The organism is Corynebacterium sp. NML 120412, assembly GCF_002285155.1.
Lineage (GTDB): Bacteria > Actinomycetota > Actinomycetes > Mycobacteriales > Mycobacteriaceae > Corynebacterium > Corynebacterium gottingense.
In genome coordinates this window covers 136,708-156,735 of record NZ_NSGL01000001.1, presented here as the reverse complement: position 1 = coordinate 156,735, position 20,028 = coordinate 136,708, and the positions used below count along the sequence as shown (strand labels likewise).

Genomic DNA, 20,028 nt, shown 5'->3' with positions numbered 1-20,028 from the left:
TCCTTAGGCAAGTGAGGTGGTGTGGGGGACGCCGTCGAAACCGGGCTGCGTACCCTTGAGCTGGGTGCCCATCCAGGCGGCGAGGAGGAAGAGGGCGCAGAAGATGAGGATCAGGCCGGTGGCGCCCACGAGCGGGTAGAACACGGCCACCAGCAGCGGGCCGGCCGCGACCGCGCCACCGACGCCCAGGTTGTAGGCGGCCATGGCGGCGCCGGGGCGCTCCGGGTTGAGCGAGACGGCGATGGGGGAGAGCGGGACGAACCCGGCCAGGGCCACGCCGAGGAGGCAGGCCGCGACCAGCGAGAGGGCGAAGCCGACTCCGTCGGGCAGGCCCGCGTCCACGGAGAGCATCGGGACGAAGTACACCAGCGCGAGCGCGATGCAGCAGGAGATGGCACCGGCCCAGACAACGGTCTTGGACCAGCCGATCTTGTCGCCGACGATGCCAAACAGCGGGTTGAACGGCAGGTTGACCAGGTAGATCACCGTGGTCATGATGAGGAACCACTCGAGCGGCCAGTCCAGCCGTTCGGAGAAGTACGCCGGGAAGAACACAGCCATGGCGTAGGTGGGGATGGAGTTGATGGTGCGGATGGCGGCGACGTAGATGGCGCGCTTGTCGCGGGCGAGGAGCCGGAAGGACTCGCCAAGCGTGTCGCGGATGTCGTCCGGGTTCTCCACCAGCGGCTTGCGGCCGCGCGCTTCCTTCACGCCCAGCAGCGCGATAAGCGCGCCAATAACGACGAGGGCCAGCGAGATCCACAGCGTCTGGTAGAAGGAGAGGTGGAAGACGCCGATGGAGACGGTGGCCACGAGCGCGCCCAGCGTGGGCAGGCCCGCAGAGAAGCCGACGTAGAACCAGCCGGTGCCCGCGCCGCGGTGCTCCGGCGCGGAGACAGCGGTGATCCACACTAGGAAGGCGTAGGCGAAGAGCGGGTAGCCGAACCCGCGCAGGCCGTACAGCGCGAAGATGAGGAACTTGCTGTTCATCGGCAGTGCGACGGTAAGCAGCAACACCTCCAGCGCCACCCAGATGGCGGCGCCGATGATCATCACCTTGCGCGGGCCCCACAGGTCCGACAGGGCGGCAGCGGAGAACGCGGCGATGGCCACGCTCACGCCGTACACGGTGACCAGAGTGCCCACGAGGGAGACGTTGAAGCCGTGCTCGCCGGAGAGGAACGGTTCCAGGATGTTGGTTTCTACCCCGTCGCCGATCATGAAGATGGTGAGGCCAACAAAGCCCCACAGCAGCGGTCGGGGGAAGCCAAGCCGATCGGCCCAGTCTTTGGGCCGTGTTGCTTGTGTTTGCAAGATTTGCTCCAGCCTGCAGTAAGAATGTGAATGGTGTAGATCACATGACTGCGGATGTGTGTGACCTAGGTCAACAGGTAGCACCGCTTTCACATTTAATGCAACATCCTGTGAGAAATTTTGTAAATACTCGCCCCCGCACAGGGGTATGTCCACACCGAAAGCAACATCTCGCAACATGCAAATGTTAGATTTTGTGGCAGCTGCGGACCCACCCCAGGACGAAAGTACGCACATGAGCCAACAAACACTCCGCCAGGCGGCGCTGATGGACGAGCTCCGCCTGCGAGGTGACACCAAAACGGTTGACCTCGCCGACACGCTGGGCGTGAGCTCGATGACGGTCCACCGCGACCTCCGGGCCCTGGCCTCGGTGGGCAAGGTGGAGCTCTTCCGCGGCGGCGCGCGCCTGAAGCACGGCGAGTTCCGCGAACGCGACGTGGCCATCCGCCGCGCCACCAACACGCAGATCAAGCAGGCGCTGGCCACACGGGCCGCGGCGCTCATTGAGCCCGGCATGGTCATCGCCCTCGACGACTCGACCACCGTCGGCGCGATGGTCGACGCGGCGCTGGACGCCCACCCGGCCGGCCTGATCACCCACTCGTTGTCGGTGCTCAACCACATCGCCACCACCGCCCGCCCGCAGGAGGGCCTGGTGCTCACCGGGCTGGGCGGGCGCTACGTCGCGGCCACCGACTCGTTCCTCGGCGCCTCCACGTGCCGGGCGATGGACACGCTGACCGCGTCGATGTCCTTTGTCTCCACCACCGCCATCAACGGCGACGCGCTCTGTCACCCGGACGAGGACGCCGCGGTGACCAAGACGGCGCTCATCGGGTTGGGCCAGCGCAAGGTCCTCGTGGTGGATTCTTCCAAGTTCGCGGTGGAGGGGATGCACTTCGTGGCAAAGCTCTCTGCCTTCGACGACATTGTCATTGACCAACACACCACCGACCAGCACAACCGCGTCTTGGAGGAGTCCGGCGCCACGATCCACGTCGTGCGCACCGACGAGCCCGCGCGAGCCACCACAACCGCAAGCTAGGAGCCACTATGTCACTTGTACTCGGAATTGATTCGTCCACGCAGTCGACGAAGGCGCTGCTTGTGGATGCCGCCTCGGGCGAGGTCATCGACCAGCGCCGCGCCGCCCACCCCACGGGCACGCAAGTGGACCCGACCGCCTGGCTGGACGCGATGCGCGAGGCCACCGCGGGCCTGCTCGAGCGCGCCGACGCCGTGTCCGTGGGCGGCCAGCAGCACGGCATGGTCGCGCTCGACCGCGACAACCAGGTGGTGCGCAAGGCCATGTTGTGGAACGACACCTCGTCGGCGCCGCAGGCACGCACGCTTATCCACGAACTCGGCGGACCCCAAGCCTCCGCCGAGAAGGTAGGCAGCGTGCTGGTCGCCTCCTTTACCGGCACGAAGCTGCGGTGGATGCGCGACCACGAGCCGGACAACGCCCAGCGCACGGCGTCGGTCTGCCTACCGCACGACTACCTCACCTGGCATTTGGGCGGGCGCGAGTGCTTGACGACGGACCACGGCGACGCCTCCGGCACCGGCTACTACTCCACCCGCGACCGCGTCTTCCTCCCCGAGCTGGCGGAGCAGTACCTCGGCTCCCCGGTGGCGCTGCCGCGGATTGCGGAGCCGAGCGAGATCGTGGGCACCACCGCGAGCGGCGCCAAGGTCGCGGCCGGCACCGGCGACAACATGGCCGCCGCGCTGGGGATGAGCCTGGAGCCCGGCGACGTGTGCGTGTCCATCGGCACCTCCGGGGTGGCCAGCGCGGTCTCCACCAAGAGCGTGCACGACAAGACCGGCGGCGTGACGGGCTTTTGCGACGCCACCGGCAACTACCTGCCGCTGGCCTGCACCCTCAACGGCGCGAAGGTGCTGGACTTCGCCGCGACCATGCTGGGCGTGGACCACCACCAGCTGGCGGAGCTGGCGCTGGCGGGCACGCCCGGCGCGCACGGTGTGACGCTCGTGCCGTACCTGGACGGCGAGCGCACCCCGAACCGGCCCAACGCGAAGGGCCAGGTCTACGGCATCACCACGACCACCAGCCGCGAGGACATCGCGCGCGCCGTGGTGGAGGGCCTGCTGTGCTCCATGCGCGACGCGATCGAGGCGCTGCAGCGCGCCACCGGCGTGACCACGGAGCGCGTTCTGCTCATCGGCGGCGGCGCGAAGAGCAAGGCGGTGCAAAAGATCGCCCCGACCATCTTCGGTGCCCCGGTGGTGGTGCCCAAGGCGTCCGAGTTCGTCGCGCTCGGCGCGGCCCGCCAGGCGGCGTGGGCGCTCTCGGGCGAGTCGGAGCCGCCGCAGTGGGGCGTGCATGATGCGCAGACCTACGAGGGGATCTACTCCGCGCAGGCCGTTGCGCAGTACGAAGCGCTTCGTGACGCCACCGAGCACTTCGACGAGTTTGGCCAGGAGTCCTAGAGGCGCCGGAGGATGAGGGAGGCTAGAGCTTCCAGGGCTGCCGACTACCCCCAAGCGTGAACGAATGTCACAAACGCTTGTGCATGAACTTCCGACTGCCCTATACTTCCACCCCATAGTTACGTGCATCACATACGTTGCAAAGGAGTGACAATGGAAGCCACACAACACGGAGAGAGGCCAGTCACTAAATGGGACTTGGCCGGCATTCCAGATCCAATTAAGTGGGGCTTCCCAGCTGTCCTACTCTTCATGACGGCGGTGGGTGTGGAATCCAACTTCCTCACGCCCCACCTCGTCGCCGGTCTGAACACCTCTGAAGCCACGGTCTCCTGGGTTATCACCGGCTACTCCTTGACCGTTCTCGTCGCGAGTTACTTGTCCGGTGCGCTGGCCGACTTCTTCGGCCCGAAGCGAGTCATGCTCGCCGGAGCGGCAGTGTTCATCGTCTTCCAATTCGCATTCATTTTTGCTATCAGCACCGGCAACCTCCACTTGGTCGGCCTGACGTACTTCATCCGCGGCTTCGGGTTCCCCCTGTTCGCCTTCGCGTTCCTCGTCTGGATCAACCACCTTGCCCGACCATCAAAGCTGGGCACGGCGATTGGCTGGTTTTACGTCATGTTCACGGGCGGGCTCCCCACGCTCGGCTCGCTGGTCGCCTTCGGTGTTATTCCGGCCTTTGGGGGTGGCTTTGTCGGTGAGACTGCTGCCCTCTACATGTCCATCGCGCTCGCTGCCGTCGGCACAGCCCTCGCGTGGTTCGGGTGCCGGGACCAGACAGGATTGCGCCGACTCGCAGAGCCTGCCATGTCCAATTCCGAGGTACTCATGTCTGGCCTGCAGCTGCTAGTGTCCAACAGCAAGGTCCGCGACGGCTTCCTTGTCCGCATGATCAACACGGCACCGCAGTTCGGCATGTTCATCATCCTCCCCGCCGTGATCTCCGATGAGCTCGGATGGGGCCAATCCCGCTGGCTGATGATGACGGTGATCGTCTACGCCGGCAATATCCTGTTCAACGCAGTGTTCGGCGCTATTGGAGATAAGCACGGTTGGGTGTCCACGGTCCGCTACTTTGGCATCTTGGCCTCGTCCATTGCACTCCTGGCCTGGTGGTACGTTCCGCACTGGGTTGAGCCCGGCTCCACCTCCGGCTACGTCCTTGCCGTCATTGCCGGTACCGCGTACGGCATCTTCTTGGCGGGGTTTGTCCCGATGGGAGCAATCGTCGCCGCGAACGCGCCTGGCCAGGAGGGCGGCGCCATGGCGATGTACACTACCGCCGCCGGTGGCGCGACCTTCCTTGGTTCGCTTGTAGTCGCCGTGGTACTCAACGTGACCGGCTGGTTCAACCTCGGCAGCTACGCACAAAACACAGCCGTTGTCTGGGCTTTCGTGGCACTGTACGCCGTCGCCTTCATCTTGGTGGGACGCCTGCGCACGCGACAGGACGACCCCGAGTACCGGAAAGAATTGAAGCGCAAGGACGCCGCTCTAGTCGATGCCGCCTAGCCGGGCGAAGTCCTGCACACGATAGTGGCCGACTGGTTACCGCTACATCCTGCGAAGGATCAACTCTGCGGTGGCCACGTCGGTCACTAGCTTTTTAAAGAAGCCCGCTCGGGCGGCCACGATGATGCTTTCCACTTTCTTGGGGCCGACTGCGCAGCCCAGTGTCTCCGGGATGGCCATCAATTGCTCGCGCGAAATGTGCACCGTGCGTTCCGAGTTTGGGAAGCTCAGTTCGCGCCCCTGGGAATCAAAGAAGTGGAGGCACACGTCCCCGACGGCCGAGGGGAGCGCATCCTTCGGAATGGCCTGAGAGATGGACACGCGGCCCGTCGTGCGGGAACCAATGCCAACGATGGCTCCACGCGCTCGCTCCCACTGTGCCCGGACATTCAGGAAAGACTCGTCTTTTTGCAGCGCTTCAAACACCGGCGCAGACGGGATCGCCTCCGCGAAGAGCGCCGTGTATTCCGCGTTGGAATTCAAGGCGAGGCGTCGCACCGTTTCGTTGGTCTGGTACCACACCTCGGGTTCGTGGGCCCCTCCCACCGCGGGGACGAGTTTGGTGTAATCCAGGCCGCTACATTGCATGTTTGCTATCCCCGCTGTTGCCATTCCTGACGCAACCACGACGGAATCGCCCGGACGTAGGTTCATCTCTTTCAGCGCAGTCTGCACCGCAGGCTCCATGCCGTAATCAAACGCGGGAGACTGCGAACCTGGAGCCAGGTAGACGCAACGCAGCCCAAGCGCATCCGCCAGCTCGCGCGCCAGTGGAGTCATGGTCGTCGCGCTGGGACGCACCACCCGGATCTGCACAATTCCGGCTTCACGGGCGCGCGACAGCAAGCGCGACACGGTTGGGCGAGAGACACCTAATGCAGCCGCGACCTGGGATTGCCCCAATCCGACCTCGTAGTAGAGCCGTGCCGCCTCATAGAGTTTGCCCTCATCTGCGTCTTCCATGCCTGGGATTCTATGGGGTCTTCGGACACAGCGAAAGCGCACGCACAAAAGTGCTTGACATGCGTTCAAGCAGGTCATAGTGTGTTATCTGCAACACTTTTTCATCTCACATGAGAGGCCTCACAATGAACCTACCTTCTGAAATGCGCGCCGTGGTCTGCCACGGCCCGGAGGACTACCGGTTGGAAACCCGCCCGGTGCCTACCCTCGGGGAAGACGACATTCTGATTCAGGTCGAGGCCGTGGGCGTCTGCGCATCGGATCTGAAGTGCTACCACGGCGCCGCCAAGTTCTGGGGCGGAGATGGACGCGAGCAGTGGGCCCAGGAAAACGTCATCTCTGGCCACGAGATCACCGGCACTGTGGTCAAGGGCTCCGAGTCGGGGCTGAACTTCCACGGTGTCGAGGTTGGTGACCGAGTGGTCGTCGAGCAGATCGTTCCGTGTGGCGAGTGCCGCTACTGCCAGCGCGGCGAGTACTGGATGTGCGGTCCCCACGACATGTTCGGCTTCCGCAACTTCGACGGCGGCATGGCTGAATACATGCTGATCCCAACCCGAGGCCTCGTGCATAAGATCTCCAATGAGATCCCGGCCCATCACGCCGCCTTCGCAGAGCCGCTTTCGTGCGCGCTGCACGCTGTTGAGCGCGCGCAGCTCCAGTTCGAGGACACCCTGGTCATCGCTGGTGCAGGCCCGATCGGCCTCGGTGTCATCGCGGGTGCCCGCCAGAAGAACCCGCTGCGCATCATCGCCCTGGATATGGACGACAAGAAGCTTGAGCTGGCGAAGCGTTGCGGCGCGGACCTGACCATCAACATCCGTAACGAGGACGCTGTTGCGAAGGTCAAGGAGCTTACCGACGGCTACGGCGCCGATGTCTACATCGAGGCCACCGGCCACCCGTCCGGTGTGGCACAGGGCCTAGAGATGCTGCGCAAGCTGGGCCGCTTTGTGGAGTACTCCGTCTTCGGCTCCGAGACCTCCGTGGACTGGTCCATCATCTCTGATGACAAGGAGCTCGACGTCTACGGCGCGCACCTCGGCCCCCACACCTGGCCGGCCGCGATCAAGCTCATCGAGTCTGGCACGCTGCCACTCGACGACATCTGCACCGACCAATTCGGCCTGGAACAGTTCCAGGACGCGCTTGATCTGGTCGGCGACTCCAGCGGGGCATCGGTGAAGGTGTCCATTCTGCCGCAGAAGTAGGTCCCAATGACCAAGCTTTTCTTGGACCCTGCCGAGTTCTCGGAGGACCAACTCGACGGGTTCGTTGACCTGTATTCAGACCGGCTCACGCGCGTCACTGGCGGAGTTGTCACGCATCCGCCGAAGGAACCTCAAGTCGCGGTGGTCGTGGGCGGTGGCTCTGGCCACTACCCGGCCTTCGCAGGCCTAGTTGGGCCAGGGTTTGCATCCGGCGCTGTGGTGGGAAACATCTTTACCTCACCGTCTGCTGCGCACGTTTATTCCGTGGCAAAGGCGGCGAACCAAGGCAATGGCGTCATCCTCACGTTTGGCAATTACGCAGGCGACAACATGAACTTTGGCATCGCGGCCAAGCGTCTCAACGCAGAGGGGATTGATACCCGCATTGTCGTTGTCACTGATGACGTCGCCTCTGCCTCCACGCCCAAAGACCGACGCGGTATCGCTGGTGACTTCACTGTTTTCAAGGCCATGAGTGCAGCTGCCGCGGCCGGCAAGTCCCTCGACGAGGTAGAGCGAATTGGCCGCCACGCCAACGACATGACCCGAACGATGGGTGTGGCGTTCTCCGGGTGCACGATGCCTGGCGCCACTGAACCGCTTTTCGACGTCCCACAGGGAAAAATGGGAGTCGGTCTAGGCATTCACGGCGAGCCGGGAATCAAGGACGAAACGATCGGAGACGCTGAGGAGATCGCTGATCTGCTGGTCAGCCACGTCCTCGACACTGAGCCGAGCGACGCTGCGTCCGACCGCGTCGCGGTGATCCTCAACGGGCTGGGCGCGACGAAGTACGAAGAGTTGTTCCTCACGTACGGCAAGGTCGCGGCCAAGCTTCGCGCCGCGGGTCTTTCCATCGTCGAGCCGGAGGTGGGCGAGCTTGTGACCAGCCTGGACATGGGTGGAATCTCGCTGACGCTCATGTGGCTCGACGATGAGCTTGAAGCAGCGTGGCACGCGGAGGCGTACGCCTGCGGTTACCGCAAGAGCCACGCACCGCTGAAGACGCTCGATCCGACTGCCGTCAGTACCGCGACCAATGAGGCTGAGGTGGAGCTCACCGAACCGGAGGGCGATGCTGTCGCAGTGGCCGAGCAGGTACGGCACGGCATCGGCATCGTCGCCCAGCTGATGAAGGATCAGGAGTCTCACCTGGGCAAGATCGACGCCATCGCCGGTGACGGCGACCACGGCCGCGGCATGGTGCGCGGCACTACCGCGGCTCAGAACGCGGTGGACAAGCTGGTGGCAAAAGCCGGCTTCACCCCTTCCGCGTCGGACCAGCTCCGTACCGCCGGTGCTGCGTGGGCTCTCGAAGCCGGAGGCACGTCTGGCGTCTTGTGGGGCGCCGGCTTGGAGGCCGCCGCTGGTACCTCAACCGTGGCAGAAGGAGTCGCCGCGTTTGCAGACACGGTCCAGCAGCTTGGCGGGGCGCAAGTCGGTGACAAGACGCTGCTTGACGCACTCATCCCGTTCCGCGATGCGCTTGGCGCTGGATCGTCATTCAGCGATGCTGCGGATGTCGCAGTGAAGGCCGCGGAGGCGACCTCTGATCTGGTGCCGCGCAAGGGCCGCGCCGCGCCCCTTGCCGAAAAGTCCGTTGGACACCCCGACGCAGGCGCGATCTCGTTCTCCATGATCGCGCAGCGTCTTGCTGAAGAATTCACCCAAGAAGCAAACTGATAGGAGCAAGCGATGACAGAAAAGCTGCGCATGATCGTCGGATGCGACGACGCTGGATTGCAGTACAAGGAAGAGATCAAGAAGCTGCTCGAGACTGATGAGCGCGTCGAGTCTGTGACGGACATCGGAGTGAACGAAGACGAGCACACGCCGTACCCGTCCGTAGCCATCGAGGCCGGCGAGCGGATTGCGAAGGGCGATGCCGACCGCGCGGTGCTCATCTGCGGAACTGGCCTTGGCGTGGCAATCTCTGCCAACAAGGTCAAGGGAATCCGTGCCGTCACCGCACACGACTCCTTCTCCGTGGAGCGCTCCATCCTGTCCAACAATGCGCAGGTGCTGTGCATGGGGCAGCGCGTTGTGGGTATTGAGCTGGCGAAGCGTCTGGTGGGCGAGTGGATCGGCTACGTCTTTGACGTCAATTCCCCGTCCGCCAAGAAGGTCCAGGTCATTACCGACTTTGAGGCCGGCTGCTAAACCAGCCCCCGCACCCCTACCCCCGAGCCGCCAGGTTGTGCATGATGCCTGCCGTGCTCGGGTACAGCGCTTTGTAGTCCTCATACAGCGCATCGAAGTCGAAGTCCGCGGACGGCACGAACTCCTTGCTCACCGGGTTCCACGCATCAATGCTGTCCGCCATCCCGATGGTTTGGGCGACCATGAAGGCATCGCCTAGCGACGCCCCAATGTGGTACTTCCGCCGCGTCTGCACTCGCCCCGTCACGTCGGTGACAATTTGCGGCCACAGGTCCGCAGTCAGCCCGCCTCCAGCGCATGCAACGCGATCAATGCACAGACCAGACTGCTCCATTACCTCGATGTTGTGGCGCACGGCCAGCGCCGTCCCCTCGAGCACCGCGCGGTACAGGTGCCCACGGGTGTGGTGCAGTCGCAGGCCGGCGATGACGCCGCGCGCGTCCGGGTCCTGGATGGGCGTGCGCTCGCCCTCGAAGTAGGGCAGGACCAGCAGGCCTTCCGAGCCCGCGGGCACGGCTGCCGCCTCCTTGGTCAGCACGCTGTAGTCGGTCTCGCCAGTGAGCTGGCGCATCCAGTCCGTGAGCGAGCCGGAGGTGGCCAGGCCCCCGGCCATGTTGTAGATGCCCGGACGCGTGCCCGTCGTCCCCCACATGGACGCGTGGCGGACGCGGTGGTCCGCGTTGCCCACGAGGAAGAGCGTGGTGCCGTACATCAGGAACAGTTCGTCGGCGTTGACTGCGCCGACTGATTCCTGCTCGGCCCAGGCGTCGATAGTCCCTGCGATGACCGGCACCCCGGCCTCGATGCCGGGAATTCCCAGGTCGGCGCGGGTGGTACCGGCGATTTCGCTGCTCCACAGCAGTGTCGGCGGGAGCGTGTTCGGCGCGATTTCGGCCCACACCGCCTTGTCCCACTCGCGGGTTTGCGGGTCATACAGCGGGGTGCACTGGCTGGCAGACTGGCGGTCAAGCACGTATTCGCCGGTCAGTTGCTTGACGACGTAGCTCGCCGGCATATAGAACCGCGACTCCCGCTCCCGCAGCTGCGGGAAATGGCGGTAGAACCACGCGAACTTAGGGCCGGCGGCCTGGGTGGTCAGGCACGAGTCGCGGGCCTCAAGCAGCGAGTCGGCGCCGAACCGCTTGGTCAGCTCCTCGATCTCCGTCCTCGCGCGCGCGTCGACGCCGTAAAGAGCCGCCTCGGCGATCGGGATGTCATTTGTATCAGTAAGCGCGACGCACGGTCCCATGCCGGAGACTCCGATGCCGGCGAGGCGCACATCGACGCTGCCCAGCAGCTTCGCGGCCAGGGAGGCGAACTCCTCGAACCAAATGCGCGCGTCCATGGACACGATCCCGTCCGGGGTACGCGACACCGCGTGCTCGCAGGTCTCGCTGGCCAGGACGGTGCCGTCCGACGCCACGAGCACCGCCTTCGAGCTCGAGGTACCGACGTCAAACCCCAGGACTGCTTCTTGGCTCATACTCACTCCTCTGGATCGGAAGGTTTCTGACCATTATCGCAGGTGTGGGGCAGTGGCAAAGTTGCTCCTGCCCCACAAGTGCGCCGCAAGCATTCGTGGCAGCATTTACATCGGCCAGCAAAACTGAACCGCTAAGCACTCGAAGGCCAGATATGGCGAACCTGAGAAAAAAATAGTGGGCATCAATTGAACAAAAGCAATTCGTCTGTTGCGCGCGTGCATTTAGTAACACCGTGGTGAGTATCGGGTAACGCGATGGTGAGTATCGAGTAACGCTTGAACTTTCGGGGAAATTCTTTGGTGACCGCGTGACTTCAGGGCACGCGGCATTGCCAAAGGAGTCCGATTGTGACTGACTACAGGGCGGTGATGGACCTTGTGCTCAAAGGTTGGTCCGTTCGCCAGATCACAGCGTCGATTGGATGCTCGCATTCCACCGTGCAAAAAGTTCGTAAAGTGCTGCAAGCAGAGCAGATCACGACCACGGCCCAGATTGCTGGGCTTAATGATGAAGCCGTAGCTGTGCTGTTTCATGACGGAGGATCCACAGGTCAGGGTGTGTTCGTCCCGATCGATTTCGATTCCGTGGTGAAAGCACGGACCGGAAGACATAAGACCACGCTGCAGGTTCTGTGGGGGAAGTACACCTCAACGCCAGCGCTGCCGGGCCAGCGGTACTACAGCTACGAGCGGTTTCGCCAGCTTGTAGCGCAGCACGTAGATGCCACCGGGGTACCCGCCTGGATCGTGCACGCACCAGCTCACACTATGCAGGTGGACTGGGTAAGAACGAAGATGCGCTTGTTCGACCCCACCGGGGGACGTCCGAGGAAGCTCCCCGCCCATCCCCCAAACGCCCGGGTGTTACTGGATACTCACCCGGGCGTTACTCGATCCTCACCATGGCGTTACTAAATCGGTGGTCTGAACAATTCGTCTTCCAAGCCTAGAACCCGAGGACCATAATCGGAGATTCAGCCGACCCCATACGCGTTAGCAATTCGTCCAAACTGAACGTCTTCAGAGAAGGAACCTCATTTCAGAAAACTTCACCGTAGCTGTTCGGACTACGGGCAAATAAATCGCACACGACCCAAACGCAGACATCGGCCACGTATTCAGTATCGAGTCGCTGCATTAGTTTCGGTGATTCCTATCTTTCCGAGCGCCGGGCGCGAAATCTATACTGAGATCAATTTAACGCTGCAGCTGGTTAGTGCATTTTCGTAACTCCGAGATTCGGGTGCAAATGCTTCCAGGTTAAGGATCATGCGAGTTTGCCAACTGTAGTTCACGCGACTGCATAGAACAAGCCTTTGAGGCCTCCTCGCATATCACCACTCACCCAGTGCTCGATTGCAGTTCGTCATATGATATTCCGCGCCTGCAATAATTTGAGATTTCTACGCTTACCGGGTCGATCAAGTCCAGTGACGATTCTGGCCTGCGATTCAGGGGACCAATAAATGGTCAAATCCTTTCGCGCACGCGTAATTGCAGTGTAGAAAACACTGTGCGAGATGTGTTCCTCTGAGTCAGACGTAATGACAACTCTGACCCTATCAAATTCAAGACCTTGAGCCTTGTGGATAGAACTTGCGTACGCAACCTGAAATGGGACAACACGACCGTCCTCTTCGAGGTCCTGATCATCAGAGCGCAAGAGATTCACATAAATACGAATCGTAGATCCCGCTACGTGATGGCCCCCTTGCCCGACCATCCCTCTAATATCTTCCTCGGGCCGGTCAAGTTCAACATCAAAGGTAATCCCGTGACGCTCTGGATCCTCCTCGATTTTTACGATCTTTCCTTTAAGATTGTTGTAGACCAAACCGCGCAGACGGCTTGAATCCCTAAATAGGACTGGATCATTTACCTTGTAGACCCTTGAATTCCAGACCGCTGCTCGGCCGGGATTAGACTGCTGCAAAAAACGATTAATATTATTTACACCGTATAGACCGTCATAATTTAGACATAAGGTGATTTCATCCCCCCTCGTCCCAATGGCGCTAAAGAAGGTTTCATCTAAATATCTAACGAAGTTACTTTTACTTAGTCGCTCTTCGATTTCGCCATCGAGCTTGCGCACAGAAGCCCACAGCTTCTTAAGGTAGTCGTTTGTTGTCCGAAACCCCATGTCAAGTTCGAATACATTAAAGGCGTCACCCGTTTGCTCCCGCTCTTGGCCCAGCATTTTAATAAGATCGAACCAATTCCCGAACCGCACCGATTCTAACTGGTAGTTATCGCCTACAAGGAGGATGTAGTCGAACTGTCGCCTTTCTAGAATCTTCAGCATTTCGCGATTATCAACTGTACTACATTCGTCAATGACAAGTAGCGTGTAGCGTTGCCGCGAATCTCGATTCAAATATGAAGCAATTGTTGAAAAGCTACTGTTCCGCTTGTCCTTGACGCGTCTCCTCATATTGTCAACCGCGGGCTGTGTATGAGCAAGGAATAGCTTTTCGTGCTCACTAAATAGCATCGCGACCATGTTGATCATTGTCGACTTGCCGGTACCAGCCGGACCATACAAAAATGTCGCGCGTGATTTACTGAACAATCGCTTTAGATAATCTACCTTCTTTTCGTCATCGAAGCCTGCATCCAGGGTTTCTCTACTGCCAATGCAGTAAGTGTCTTCAAGCCACCCACAGACACGCTGCTCGTAGTATTCATCACCGCCGTGCGTAAGCTCACGCAACTCCTTAAATATTTGGCCGAGAGTTTGCTCGTAGTTACTTATGGTTATGTTCCTTTTGTCAACGATTAATTCTTGCTGTTTCAGGGCCTTAACACTCTTAACACTCGAGTTGAAAGAGCGTACTCGCTCTAGTAGCTCTGTGTTGTCCGATGGCATCTCCTCATCGGACAAGTTAGCGATCGGCACATAGATCTCACCGGTCCGTTCAATTTGATCTCGAACTCGCCGGTACAGCAGCTCCCCTTCGCGCCCCTCACTGGGTATGCACGCAAGAAGTGTCGCAAGTTTCGGGTTATGCTTGACAAGGCTGGACGCAAACGGCATTGTCTCGAATGGATAGCATGCCGATGAAACCGCTAAGGGGCCCCTAAGGCTCTTCTGCCCTTTTAGCTGACACTTTATGATTCGGTTGTTAGCGGTGAATAGAAGATACCTGAGTACGTTTTCACCCTGTTGTTTTTCGACAATAATTTTTCTACAGTCGGTCAAGAGCCTGGATATTTCCCCATCCCTCTGACCGCTTCGAATGGCATTCAAATAATTTTCAAAGTCCGATTTTCCAGCGAGGACGAGCTCGAGAAGATTCAATCTCTCGTGCGTAAGTAGCTTCGAGAGATTTCGGTACTCCGCGGTTCCACTTCTTACGTCCGGGCGAGCGGAACTACCAGTCACCCAGATCAGGTTCGACAACTCTGCAGGGCGTATCGACACTTCATGATCCAAAATCAGAGTAATCGGTAATGACTGATTCATGATTTGAATTTCAGTCTGTTTTAGCCATAATTTAGTTGAATAGTTTGTGTCGATCCTACGGTCGGTAAATGCGATCATACGGTCGACCTTGTCACTGTAATCCGTTGCGTCTCTAAACTCGACTTGATAGTAGGTTTTTGGACCAACAAACCAGGGACGGATACTGTCGATGTAGTATCGCTCCGGCTCCATGGAAGTACCTTTCCAAGCATCAGATTCTTCGGAAAGGGTAGCGGCTATGAGCGCATAGTATTCCGCCAGTGCTGGGTCACGATCAACAGGAAAGTCTTCAAGATTTTCGAGGATTGACAGGCCTAAGTCCGAAGCTACAAGTTCTCGTACCTCTTTAAGATTGTCGAGGTATTTCAACATTAGGCGCTCGGCGTTGTCACCATCCGGTGAGTAGTGGGATACACTTATCTGCAAATAATCGTGAAACCGGAGCAGGCATCGATTTTTTGCGCTTCCGGAGATTGACTTTTTACTATCTTTGATTTTCTCGTAACTCATCTCTTCGTCAAGAAGGCCATCCAATCCCAAGATGACTGCTTCGACGAGATTACGCAGAGTATTAGCTATAAATTGGGATTCTAAAGCTCGATCTTTCTTAGCACCCGAAATTGAGTGCGCGATTTGTCGACTTGAAATCTGGATTTGTTGTAAAACGGTTGGCAATTTATACCTCCAGCACATAATCGACGTATTTGCCAGTATTTTAGACGCCCCTGCGCGCCCATGTGCTCAAATACGTTCAGGTATCCAATTCTTGTATATCTGTTTCCCTCGGCTAAAGATTTATGGCTGCGCGCAGGCTTGCTATGTCCATAGAGTTTTTGGACACAACATTTCTAGGTTGAGGACGCCATTCCTGCGTACCCCTCATACGCTTCGCGCAGGTCTGCCTCCCGGTCCAGCTTTCGGAACGGGTACTCGAACACGTACGTCACCTCGGATTGCGGGTGGATCCACGAGCGGTCTGCTTCCGAAAGCTGCACATCGTCTTTCAGCTTCGCATCGGCTTTCAGAATCTCCTTCGGGACGAGTCTCCCGTTCGCGTCAAAGCGATCCTCTTCGTCGTAACGGCGCATAACCGGGAACTGCGTTCGGTAGATCATGCAGAGTTCATCAGCGGTAATGCCGAGTGAATAGGCGACGATTGCGTCAATCTCAATTTGTGCAGCCCGGCGTTCCCACTCGTTGCGCAGCGGAGTCTCGGCCGTCCACTCTTGTCCGGTAATTTCCTCCCACAGAGGCGCGTAGGCATCGGAGAGACAGTTCAACTGCAGATATAGCTCCACCACGTGCTTTTGATGACTTTCCGAAAAGGAGGGCATCGGCAAGGACTCAATTGTCTGCGCATAGATGTTTGCCACCCCTGTACTTCGAACGACGTAGTCAGAAAGAAACGATGATGTGATGACCCCAGCCAAGACAGTGTCTTCCAAACTTGGAGAAAAACCACTCATTGCTGCACCAGAAAGCGCTGCACCACAAGGGATCAAAGACACGATTAGTGTCCTGAAACCAGTCGTAGCGGCCATTTTCCGCCATGCAAAGCGGAAGTTTTCCCTGTCTCGGATCACCGCGTTACCGATTTTGTGGGCTGAATAGTCTGCGTCGTAGGTTGGTTGAGCCTTACGGTCGGGTTGGTAGGCGGTCGCTGGGATGAAGTCCGCGGGCATAGCCTCGAGGTCGATTTCGGACCAGTCCTGGTTGTGCTTCAGCGTCGGGTTCGGCTGCTTGATCATTGGCGTCGAGACGCCGAGGTGCGGTCCCTGGAGGATCACGTCGTCCCAGGATTCGGGGTGTGCCCAATCGACATCAAAGTATCCCTTCTTTTTGTCGGAAGTCTCGTGCCAGCCAGAAGAGAACTTGAGTCCGAGAGAACCAATACGTGGCTTGTCGGCGAGCTTCGCTAGGACTGCGGCGGCCTCGGTGTTGACGGTGTAGACCATGCGGGTGTCGGCAACCGCTACATCGTCGCCCTCGAGAATCGAGTGCCACGTCTCGAGGACCGACATGTCGACCTGTTGGATACGATCACGGTGGGGGCGAAGGTCCCAGTTGTTGTTGTCGTCCTTGAGACCCGGTAGCGGACCCGAACCGTCATGAGTCAGTGATTCCTCGACGGTCTGCGGATGGTACAATGATGCCGCGTGTTCGAATGCAGGCTCGTTTCGGAGCGAACCATAGGTGTGTACGCCGTAAGCATTGTGGTGGTCAATATCGAAGAGCACCAACTCGTTGATGAATTGCCAGTGCCGGCGAAGCCGGAAGTACGCATCGTGCCGAAGAGCAACCGCACCCTTTTCGGTGAAATGTGATTCCGGGTGGATGAGTGAAACGACGCCGTTTTTGCCCATGTTTGCCCAGGTGCGCTCCATAAAAGCTCGGTACAGATCCGGCTGTTGGTTCGTCAGGTGCGGGTACATGGCAACGTCGCCAAGCACGGCGGCGGTCGAAACTGTGTCACCCGTGCCGCTGAACGCGATCTCGCGGGCGCGTTCGTTGTCATTCCACTGCTCGCGGCGCTCCCGCTTCTCTGCCTGCGTTGGCTTGTGTGCAAGAGAGAACCACGGGTCCACCTCGGAGTACAGGCCATCCATGTCGCCTCGGGGTCGCACCCACGGCGGGTTGCCCACCTGCAGGTCGAAGCCGCCACGAGCGAAGACGGCGGCGAAGTCCAGGTCCCAATGCAGGAAGCCCTGCTCGTCGGCCACCTGGCGCACGGTGTTGAGCCAGGGGTGGAGCTCCAGGACCTTGTCCAGCGACTTGGCACCGGACAGGCTCAGGTTCATGTCCTCGTGGTGGTTCAACTCATCCCAGGTGTCCGCGTTGGCGATGACGGTCTGTGCCTCGTCGCGGGCTTGGGCCTCAATGCCAAGGAGGTCCTCCAGGGTTTCGAGGTACTCGTCGAAGGAGGGCAGGGCTGTGTGGACCTCGCCTTCGGCGTCGACCTGGATCTCGGTGAGCGGCCAGAAGGTGAGTGCGTTCCACGCATCGAGGGCGAGGCGTAGGCGTCGATAAGCTCCCTGCTCATTGTTCAGCAGGTCGCGCTCGATTTCTGCGCGGGTGACGTTGCGCGAGGTTGGCGTGTGCTCGCGGCCCCACAGCGGGATGTCGCGGCGGATCTGTTGCTCCGCGATGTTCATGCGGGTTAGGGCGAAGGCCCACAGGGTTTCCACGCGAGCGGCAAGGTTGAGCAGCTGTTTCTTCTGCGGATTGGTTGGCATGGTGAGCACGCTGCGTCGCCAAGCGTTCAGCGCCTTCTGTTCATCACCGGCGAGCTTCTTCAGGTCCTTCGCCGCGTGTGCCGCGCCCCAGGTCTGCGAGGGCAGCAAGAAATGGTGGATGCGGCCGGCGGCGTGGGGGTCGCGGTGGCCGGCGTCGATAGACTGCGCGAGGTTGGCCACGGACTCCCGGCGCGGCACGGCCGTAAGCCAGGCCTTCTTCTTCAACTGGGAGGGGTCGTAGGTGGCGCGCAGGGCGCCGATGAGCGAGTTGCCGCGGCGCAGGTGGAGGCCGAACCAGGGGGCGGTGAGCTCGCCGGTCATGGTGTCGAGCCACAGGGAGATCTCCGCGAGCTCCACCGCGGTGGGGTTCAAGTCCACGCCGTAGACCTGGTGCAGGGCGATGTGGGCTTTGACCTTCTGCAGCTCGCGGGTGCGGTCCTCGGGTGGGACCTGCTCGCCGAGTTCGGTCTCGCGCAGCTTGAGGTAGCGCTCCGCGAGCTGGCGTACGGCCTCCACGGCGAAGGCGCCGGATCCCATGGCGGGCTCGCAGATGGTGAGATCCAGGATGTTCTCGGCCGTTTGGATGCGACCTTCCTCCTCGAGGACCTCGAGGGCCTGGCCAACGGTGAACTGGGTGAGCACTTCCGGGGTGTAGAAGGAGGCGGAGCGCTCGCGGTCGCGGCTGGACTGGCGGAAGACGAACGAGCCGCGCTTGTGCTCGCGGCGGGCTGGGGCGTAGCCGCCCTCTGGCTGCTCGCGCATCTCCATGACGAAGCTGTCCTCCGGGACGGTGCTCGCCCGGCCGACGGGGAGGACCCAGGAGCCCTTGGAGGCGTTGCCGCCCGGCGCGACCTCGTAGAGGTCTTCCTGGGCGATGAAGCCGTGATACGACATGAGACCCTCGTAGACCTGGCCGAGCTCGGTCACGCCGAGGGTGGCATAGGAGATGAAGCCGCGGTCTTTTCCTGCCTTCTCCTTGGACAACAGCAGGCGCTGGAGGACCTGGGTGAGCGCCTCATTGGACAGCTTCGTGCCGCTGAGCAGGGAGGTGGCTTCCGGCTTGAACAGATCCGCCTCCAGGTTGCGGAAGGTCAGGCCCTCGTTCTGGGCGTCCTCGTCTGCGTTTGCTGCAAGTTCCGGGTGGTGGCCGTGGCTGACCTGGTCGAAGAGGATCTGCAGCGAGTCGTACAGGTGGGTACCGCGCCGGGCCTGCTCCGTGAGCGGGGGCGTGAGCGCGTAGTCGCGCAGGCGGTCCAGGCCGTAGCCGTCGACGTACTCCGCAGCGCCGGTAGGCAGGATCTGCAGTTCCGGCGACGCCTCGGCGAACAGGAGGAAGAGGATGCGGTACAGGTAGCGTAAAGACTGACGCGCCAGCTCGTTGCCGTCTACGTCCTCGAGCGGGAGGCCCTGGTCCTTGCGACGTTCAAGGACGTCGTTGCCGATGAGCTCGATGGATTCACGCACGGCGTCGCGAAGATCCTCGGAGACTTTGACGGCGTGGTTGCGCGCTGCTTCGAGGACCTCGGCCCACCAGGTGGTGCCGTCGGCGGCGCGCTCCAGGTTCTCGCGGGCCAGGATCACGGCGGTGCGCTGCAGCTCGCCGCCCTGCTTTGCCTCGTTGCGCTCCACCACCAACTGCACGTTCACACCCAGGTAGCGGCCCAACGCCCAGGTCTCGCGGTGCGCGAGCACGGCCCAGGGGCCGGCGAGGACGACGATGAACTCCGGGGCGTTGTCGGTGAGGAAGAGCTCGCCGACCAGCTTGGCCACCGGGAGGGGCTCGGGCTCACGGTCTTGGCGGGTAATGCCGCCTTCGACCGGGGTGGTGGTGATGTCCTCTAAGTCCTCGATCGGGTCGGCGTTGAGCACGATCAGCGTGTCGTCGGCACCCGCCCAGCCCTGGTAGGTCACGGTGTGGTTGGCGCGCTCGAAGGTGCGCGTGGTGGGGGCGCCGTAGCCGAGCGCGCGGCGCAGCGTGTGCTGGGCGGCGTCCTGGTCGGCGGTGGCGTAGGCGTTCTGGAGCTCGCCGCGGGCCTTTTTGAAGCGCTCGGCGGGAGAGAGGCTGCCCGTCTCCTTTTCCAGGTCCTTCCACTCCTTCACGCGCGCCTTGACCGACTTGGTGAAGGACTCGCCCTTCTCGTCGGTGGTGAAGAAGTGGTCGCTGAGCCATTCATCAACGTTGATGAGTGAGTCGTAGGACGCCATCGGGGGTCTCCTTACGCGGTG

12 protein-coding genes and 1 pseudogene are annotated in these 20,028 nt (G+C 60.8%); 7 read left to right on the top strand and 6 right to left on the bottom strand.

The window, feature by feature from the left end; all coding sequences use genetic code 11:
- Positions 1-3: 3 nt before the first annotated feature.
- Positions 4-1,317: an RbtT/DalT/CsbX family MFS transporter gene (locus tag CKJ84_RS00620; protein ID WP_369801162.1), complete on the bottom strand. Its 1,314-nt coding sequence runs from the start codon at positions 1,315-1,317 to the stop codon at positions 4-6.
- Between the two features lie 232 nt (positions 1,318-1,549).
- On the opposite strand from CKJ84_RS00620, the gene CKJ84_RS00615 reads away from it, so the two are divergent.
- From CKJ84_RS00615 to CKJ84_RS00605, 3 genes are all read left to right on the top strand, one after another.
- Positions 1,550-2,362, top strand: a complete 813-nt coding sequence (locus tag CKJ84_RS00615; protein WP_095545605.1) for a DeoR/GlpR family DNA-binding transcription regulator — start codon at positions 1,550-1,552, stop codon at positions 2,360-2,362.
- Positions 2,363-2,370: 8 nt separating this feature from the next.
- Positions 2,371-3,771: a xylulokinase gene (xylB, locus tag CKJ84_RS00610; RefSeq protein WP_095545604.1), complete on the top strand. Its 1,401-nt coding sequence runs from the start codon at positions 2,371-2,373 to the stop codon at positions 3,769-3,771.
- A 153-nt stretch (positions 3,772-3,924) separates the two neighbouring features.
- A complete protein-coding gene (locus tag CKJ84_RS00605; protein ID WP_095545603.1) occupies positions 3,925-5,286 on the top strand; it encodes an RbtT/DalT/CsbX family MFS transporter in 1,362 nt (453 codons plus the stop codon).
- A 42-nt stretch (positions 5,287-5,328) separates the two neighbouring features.
- On the opposite strand, the gene CKJ84_RS00600 is transcribed toward CKJ84_RS00605, so the two are convergent.
- Both CKJ84_RS00600 and CKJ84_RS12660 read right to left on the bottom strand, forming a co-directional pair.
- A complete protein-coding gene (locus CKJ84_RS00600; RefSeq protein ID WP_369801161.1) occupies positions 5,329-6,066 on the bottom strand; it encodes a sugar-binding domain-containing protein in 738 nt (245 codons plus the stop codon).
- A 36-nt stretch (positions 6,067-6,102) separates the two neighbouring features.
- Positions 6,103-6,249, bottom strand: a pseudogene (locus CKJ84_RS12660) (helix-turn-helix domain-containing protein); the annotation flags it as partial.
- 125 nt (positions 6,250-6,374) lie between these two features.
- Between CKJ84_RS12660 and CKJ84_RS00595 the strand changes: the two are divergent.
- The 3 genes from CKJ84_RS00595 to CKJ84_RS00585 are packed head-to-tail and all read left to right on the top strand — an operon-like array spanning position 6,375 to position 9,620.
- The gene (locus tag CKJ84_RS00595; protein WP_304441704.1) at positions 6,375-7,460 is read left to right on the top strand and encodes an alcohol dehydrogenase catalytic domain-containing protein; all 1,086 of its coding nucleotides are present in this window, start codon (positions 6,375-6,377) and stop codon (positions 7,458-7,460) included.
- Positions 7,461-7,466: 6 nt separating this feature from the next.
- Positions 7,467-9,143, top strand: coding sequence for a dihydroxyacetone kinase family protein (locus CKJ84_RS00590; RefSeq protein ID WP_095545600.1), 1,677 nt, complete (start codon positions 7,467-7,469; stop codon positions 9,141-9,143).
- A 12-nt stretch (positions 9,144-9,155) separates the two neighbouring features.
- On the top strand, positions 9,156-9,620 hold the full coding sequence (locus tag CKJ84_RS00585; protein ID WP_095545599.1) for a ribose-5-phosphate isomerase: 465 nt from the start codon (positions 9,156-9,158) through the stop codon (positions 9,618-9,620).
- 16 nt (positions 9,621-9,636) lie between these two features.
- On the opposite strand, the gene CKJ84_RS00580 is transcribed toward CKJ84_RS00585, so the two are convergent.
- Positions 9,637-11,103, bottom strand: coding sequence for an FGGY-family carbohydrate kinase (locus tag CKJ84_RS00580; RefSeq protein WP_095545598.1), 1,467 nt, complete (start codon positions 11,101-11,103; stop codon positions 9,637-9,639).
- 348 nt (positions 11,104-11,451) lie between these two features.
- Between CKJ84_RS00580 and CKJ84_RS00575 the strand changes: the two genes are divergently transcribed.
- Entirely contained in the window at positions 11,452-12,018 is a 567-nt protein-coding gene (locus CKJ84_RS00575) for a hypothetical protein (RefSeq protein WP_095545597.1), read from the top strand.
- Between the two features lie 451 nt (positions 12,019-12,469).
- Here CKJ84_RS00575 and CKJ84_RS00570 read toward each other — a convergent pair whose 3' ends face one another.
- The gene (locus CKJ84_RS00570) at positions 12,470-15,244 is read right to left on the bottom strand and encodes an ATP-dependent RecD-like DNA helicase (protein WP_158221654.1); all 2,775 of its coding nucleotides are present in this window, start codon (positions 15,242-15,244) and stop codon (positions 12,470-12,472) included.
- 173 nt (positions 15,245-15,417) lie between these two features.
- Positions 15,418-20,007, bottom strand: coding sequence for a DNA methyltransferase (locus tag CKJ84_RS00565; protein WP_095545595.1), 4,590 nt, complete (start codon positions 20,005-20,007; stop codon positions 15,418-15,420).
- Between the last annotated feature and the right edge of the window lie 21 nt (positions 20,008-20,028).

Bases quoted from the DNA above. Each gene is read 5' to 3' on its own strand.
- CKJ84_RS00615 (WP_095545605.1), top strand. From the start codon at position 1,550: ATGAGCCAACAAACACTCCGCCAGGCGGCGCTGATGGACGAGCTCCGC.
- xylB (WP_095545604.1), top strand. From the start codon at position 2,371: ATGTCACTTGTACTCGGAATTGATTCGTCCACGCAGTCGACGAAGGCG.
- CKJ84_RS00605 (WP_095545603.1), top strand. From the start codon at position 3,925: ATGGAAGCCACACAACACGGAGAGAGGCCAGTCACTAAATGGGACTTG.
- CKJ84_RS00600 (WP_369801161.1), bottom strand. From the start codon at position 6,066: ATGACTCCACTGGCGCGCGAGCTGGCGGATGCGCTTGGGCTGCGTTGC.
- CKJ84_RS00595 (WP_304441704.1), top strand. From the start codon at position 6,375: ATGAACCTACCTTCTGAAATGCGCGCCGTGGTCTGCCACGGCCCGGAG.
- CKJ84_RS00590 (WP_095545600.1), top strand. From the start codon at position 7,467: ATGACCAAGCTTTTCTTGGACCCTGCCGAGTTCTCGGAGGACCAACTC.
- CKJ84_RS00585 (WP_095545599.1), top strand. From the start codon at position 9,156: ATGACAGAAAAGCTGCGCATGATCGTCGGATGCGACGACGCTGGATTG.
- CKJ84_RS00580 (WP_095545598.1), bottom strand. From the start codon at position 11,103: ATGAGCCAAGAAGCAGTCCTGGGGTTTGACGTCGGTACCTCGAGCTCG.
- CKJ84_RS00565 (WP_095545595.1), bottom strand. From the start codon at position 20,007: ATGGCGTCCTACGACTCACTCATCAACGTTGATGAATGGCTCAGCGAC.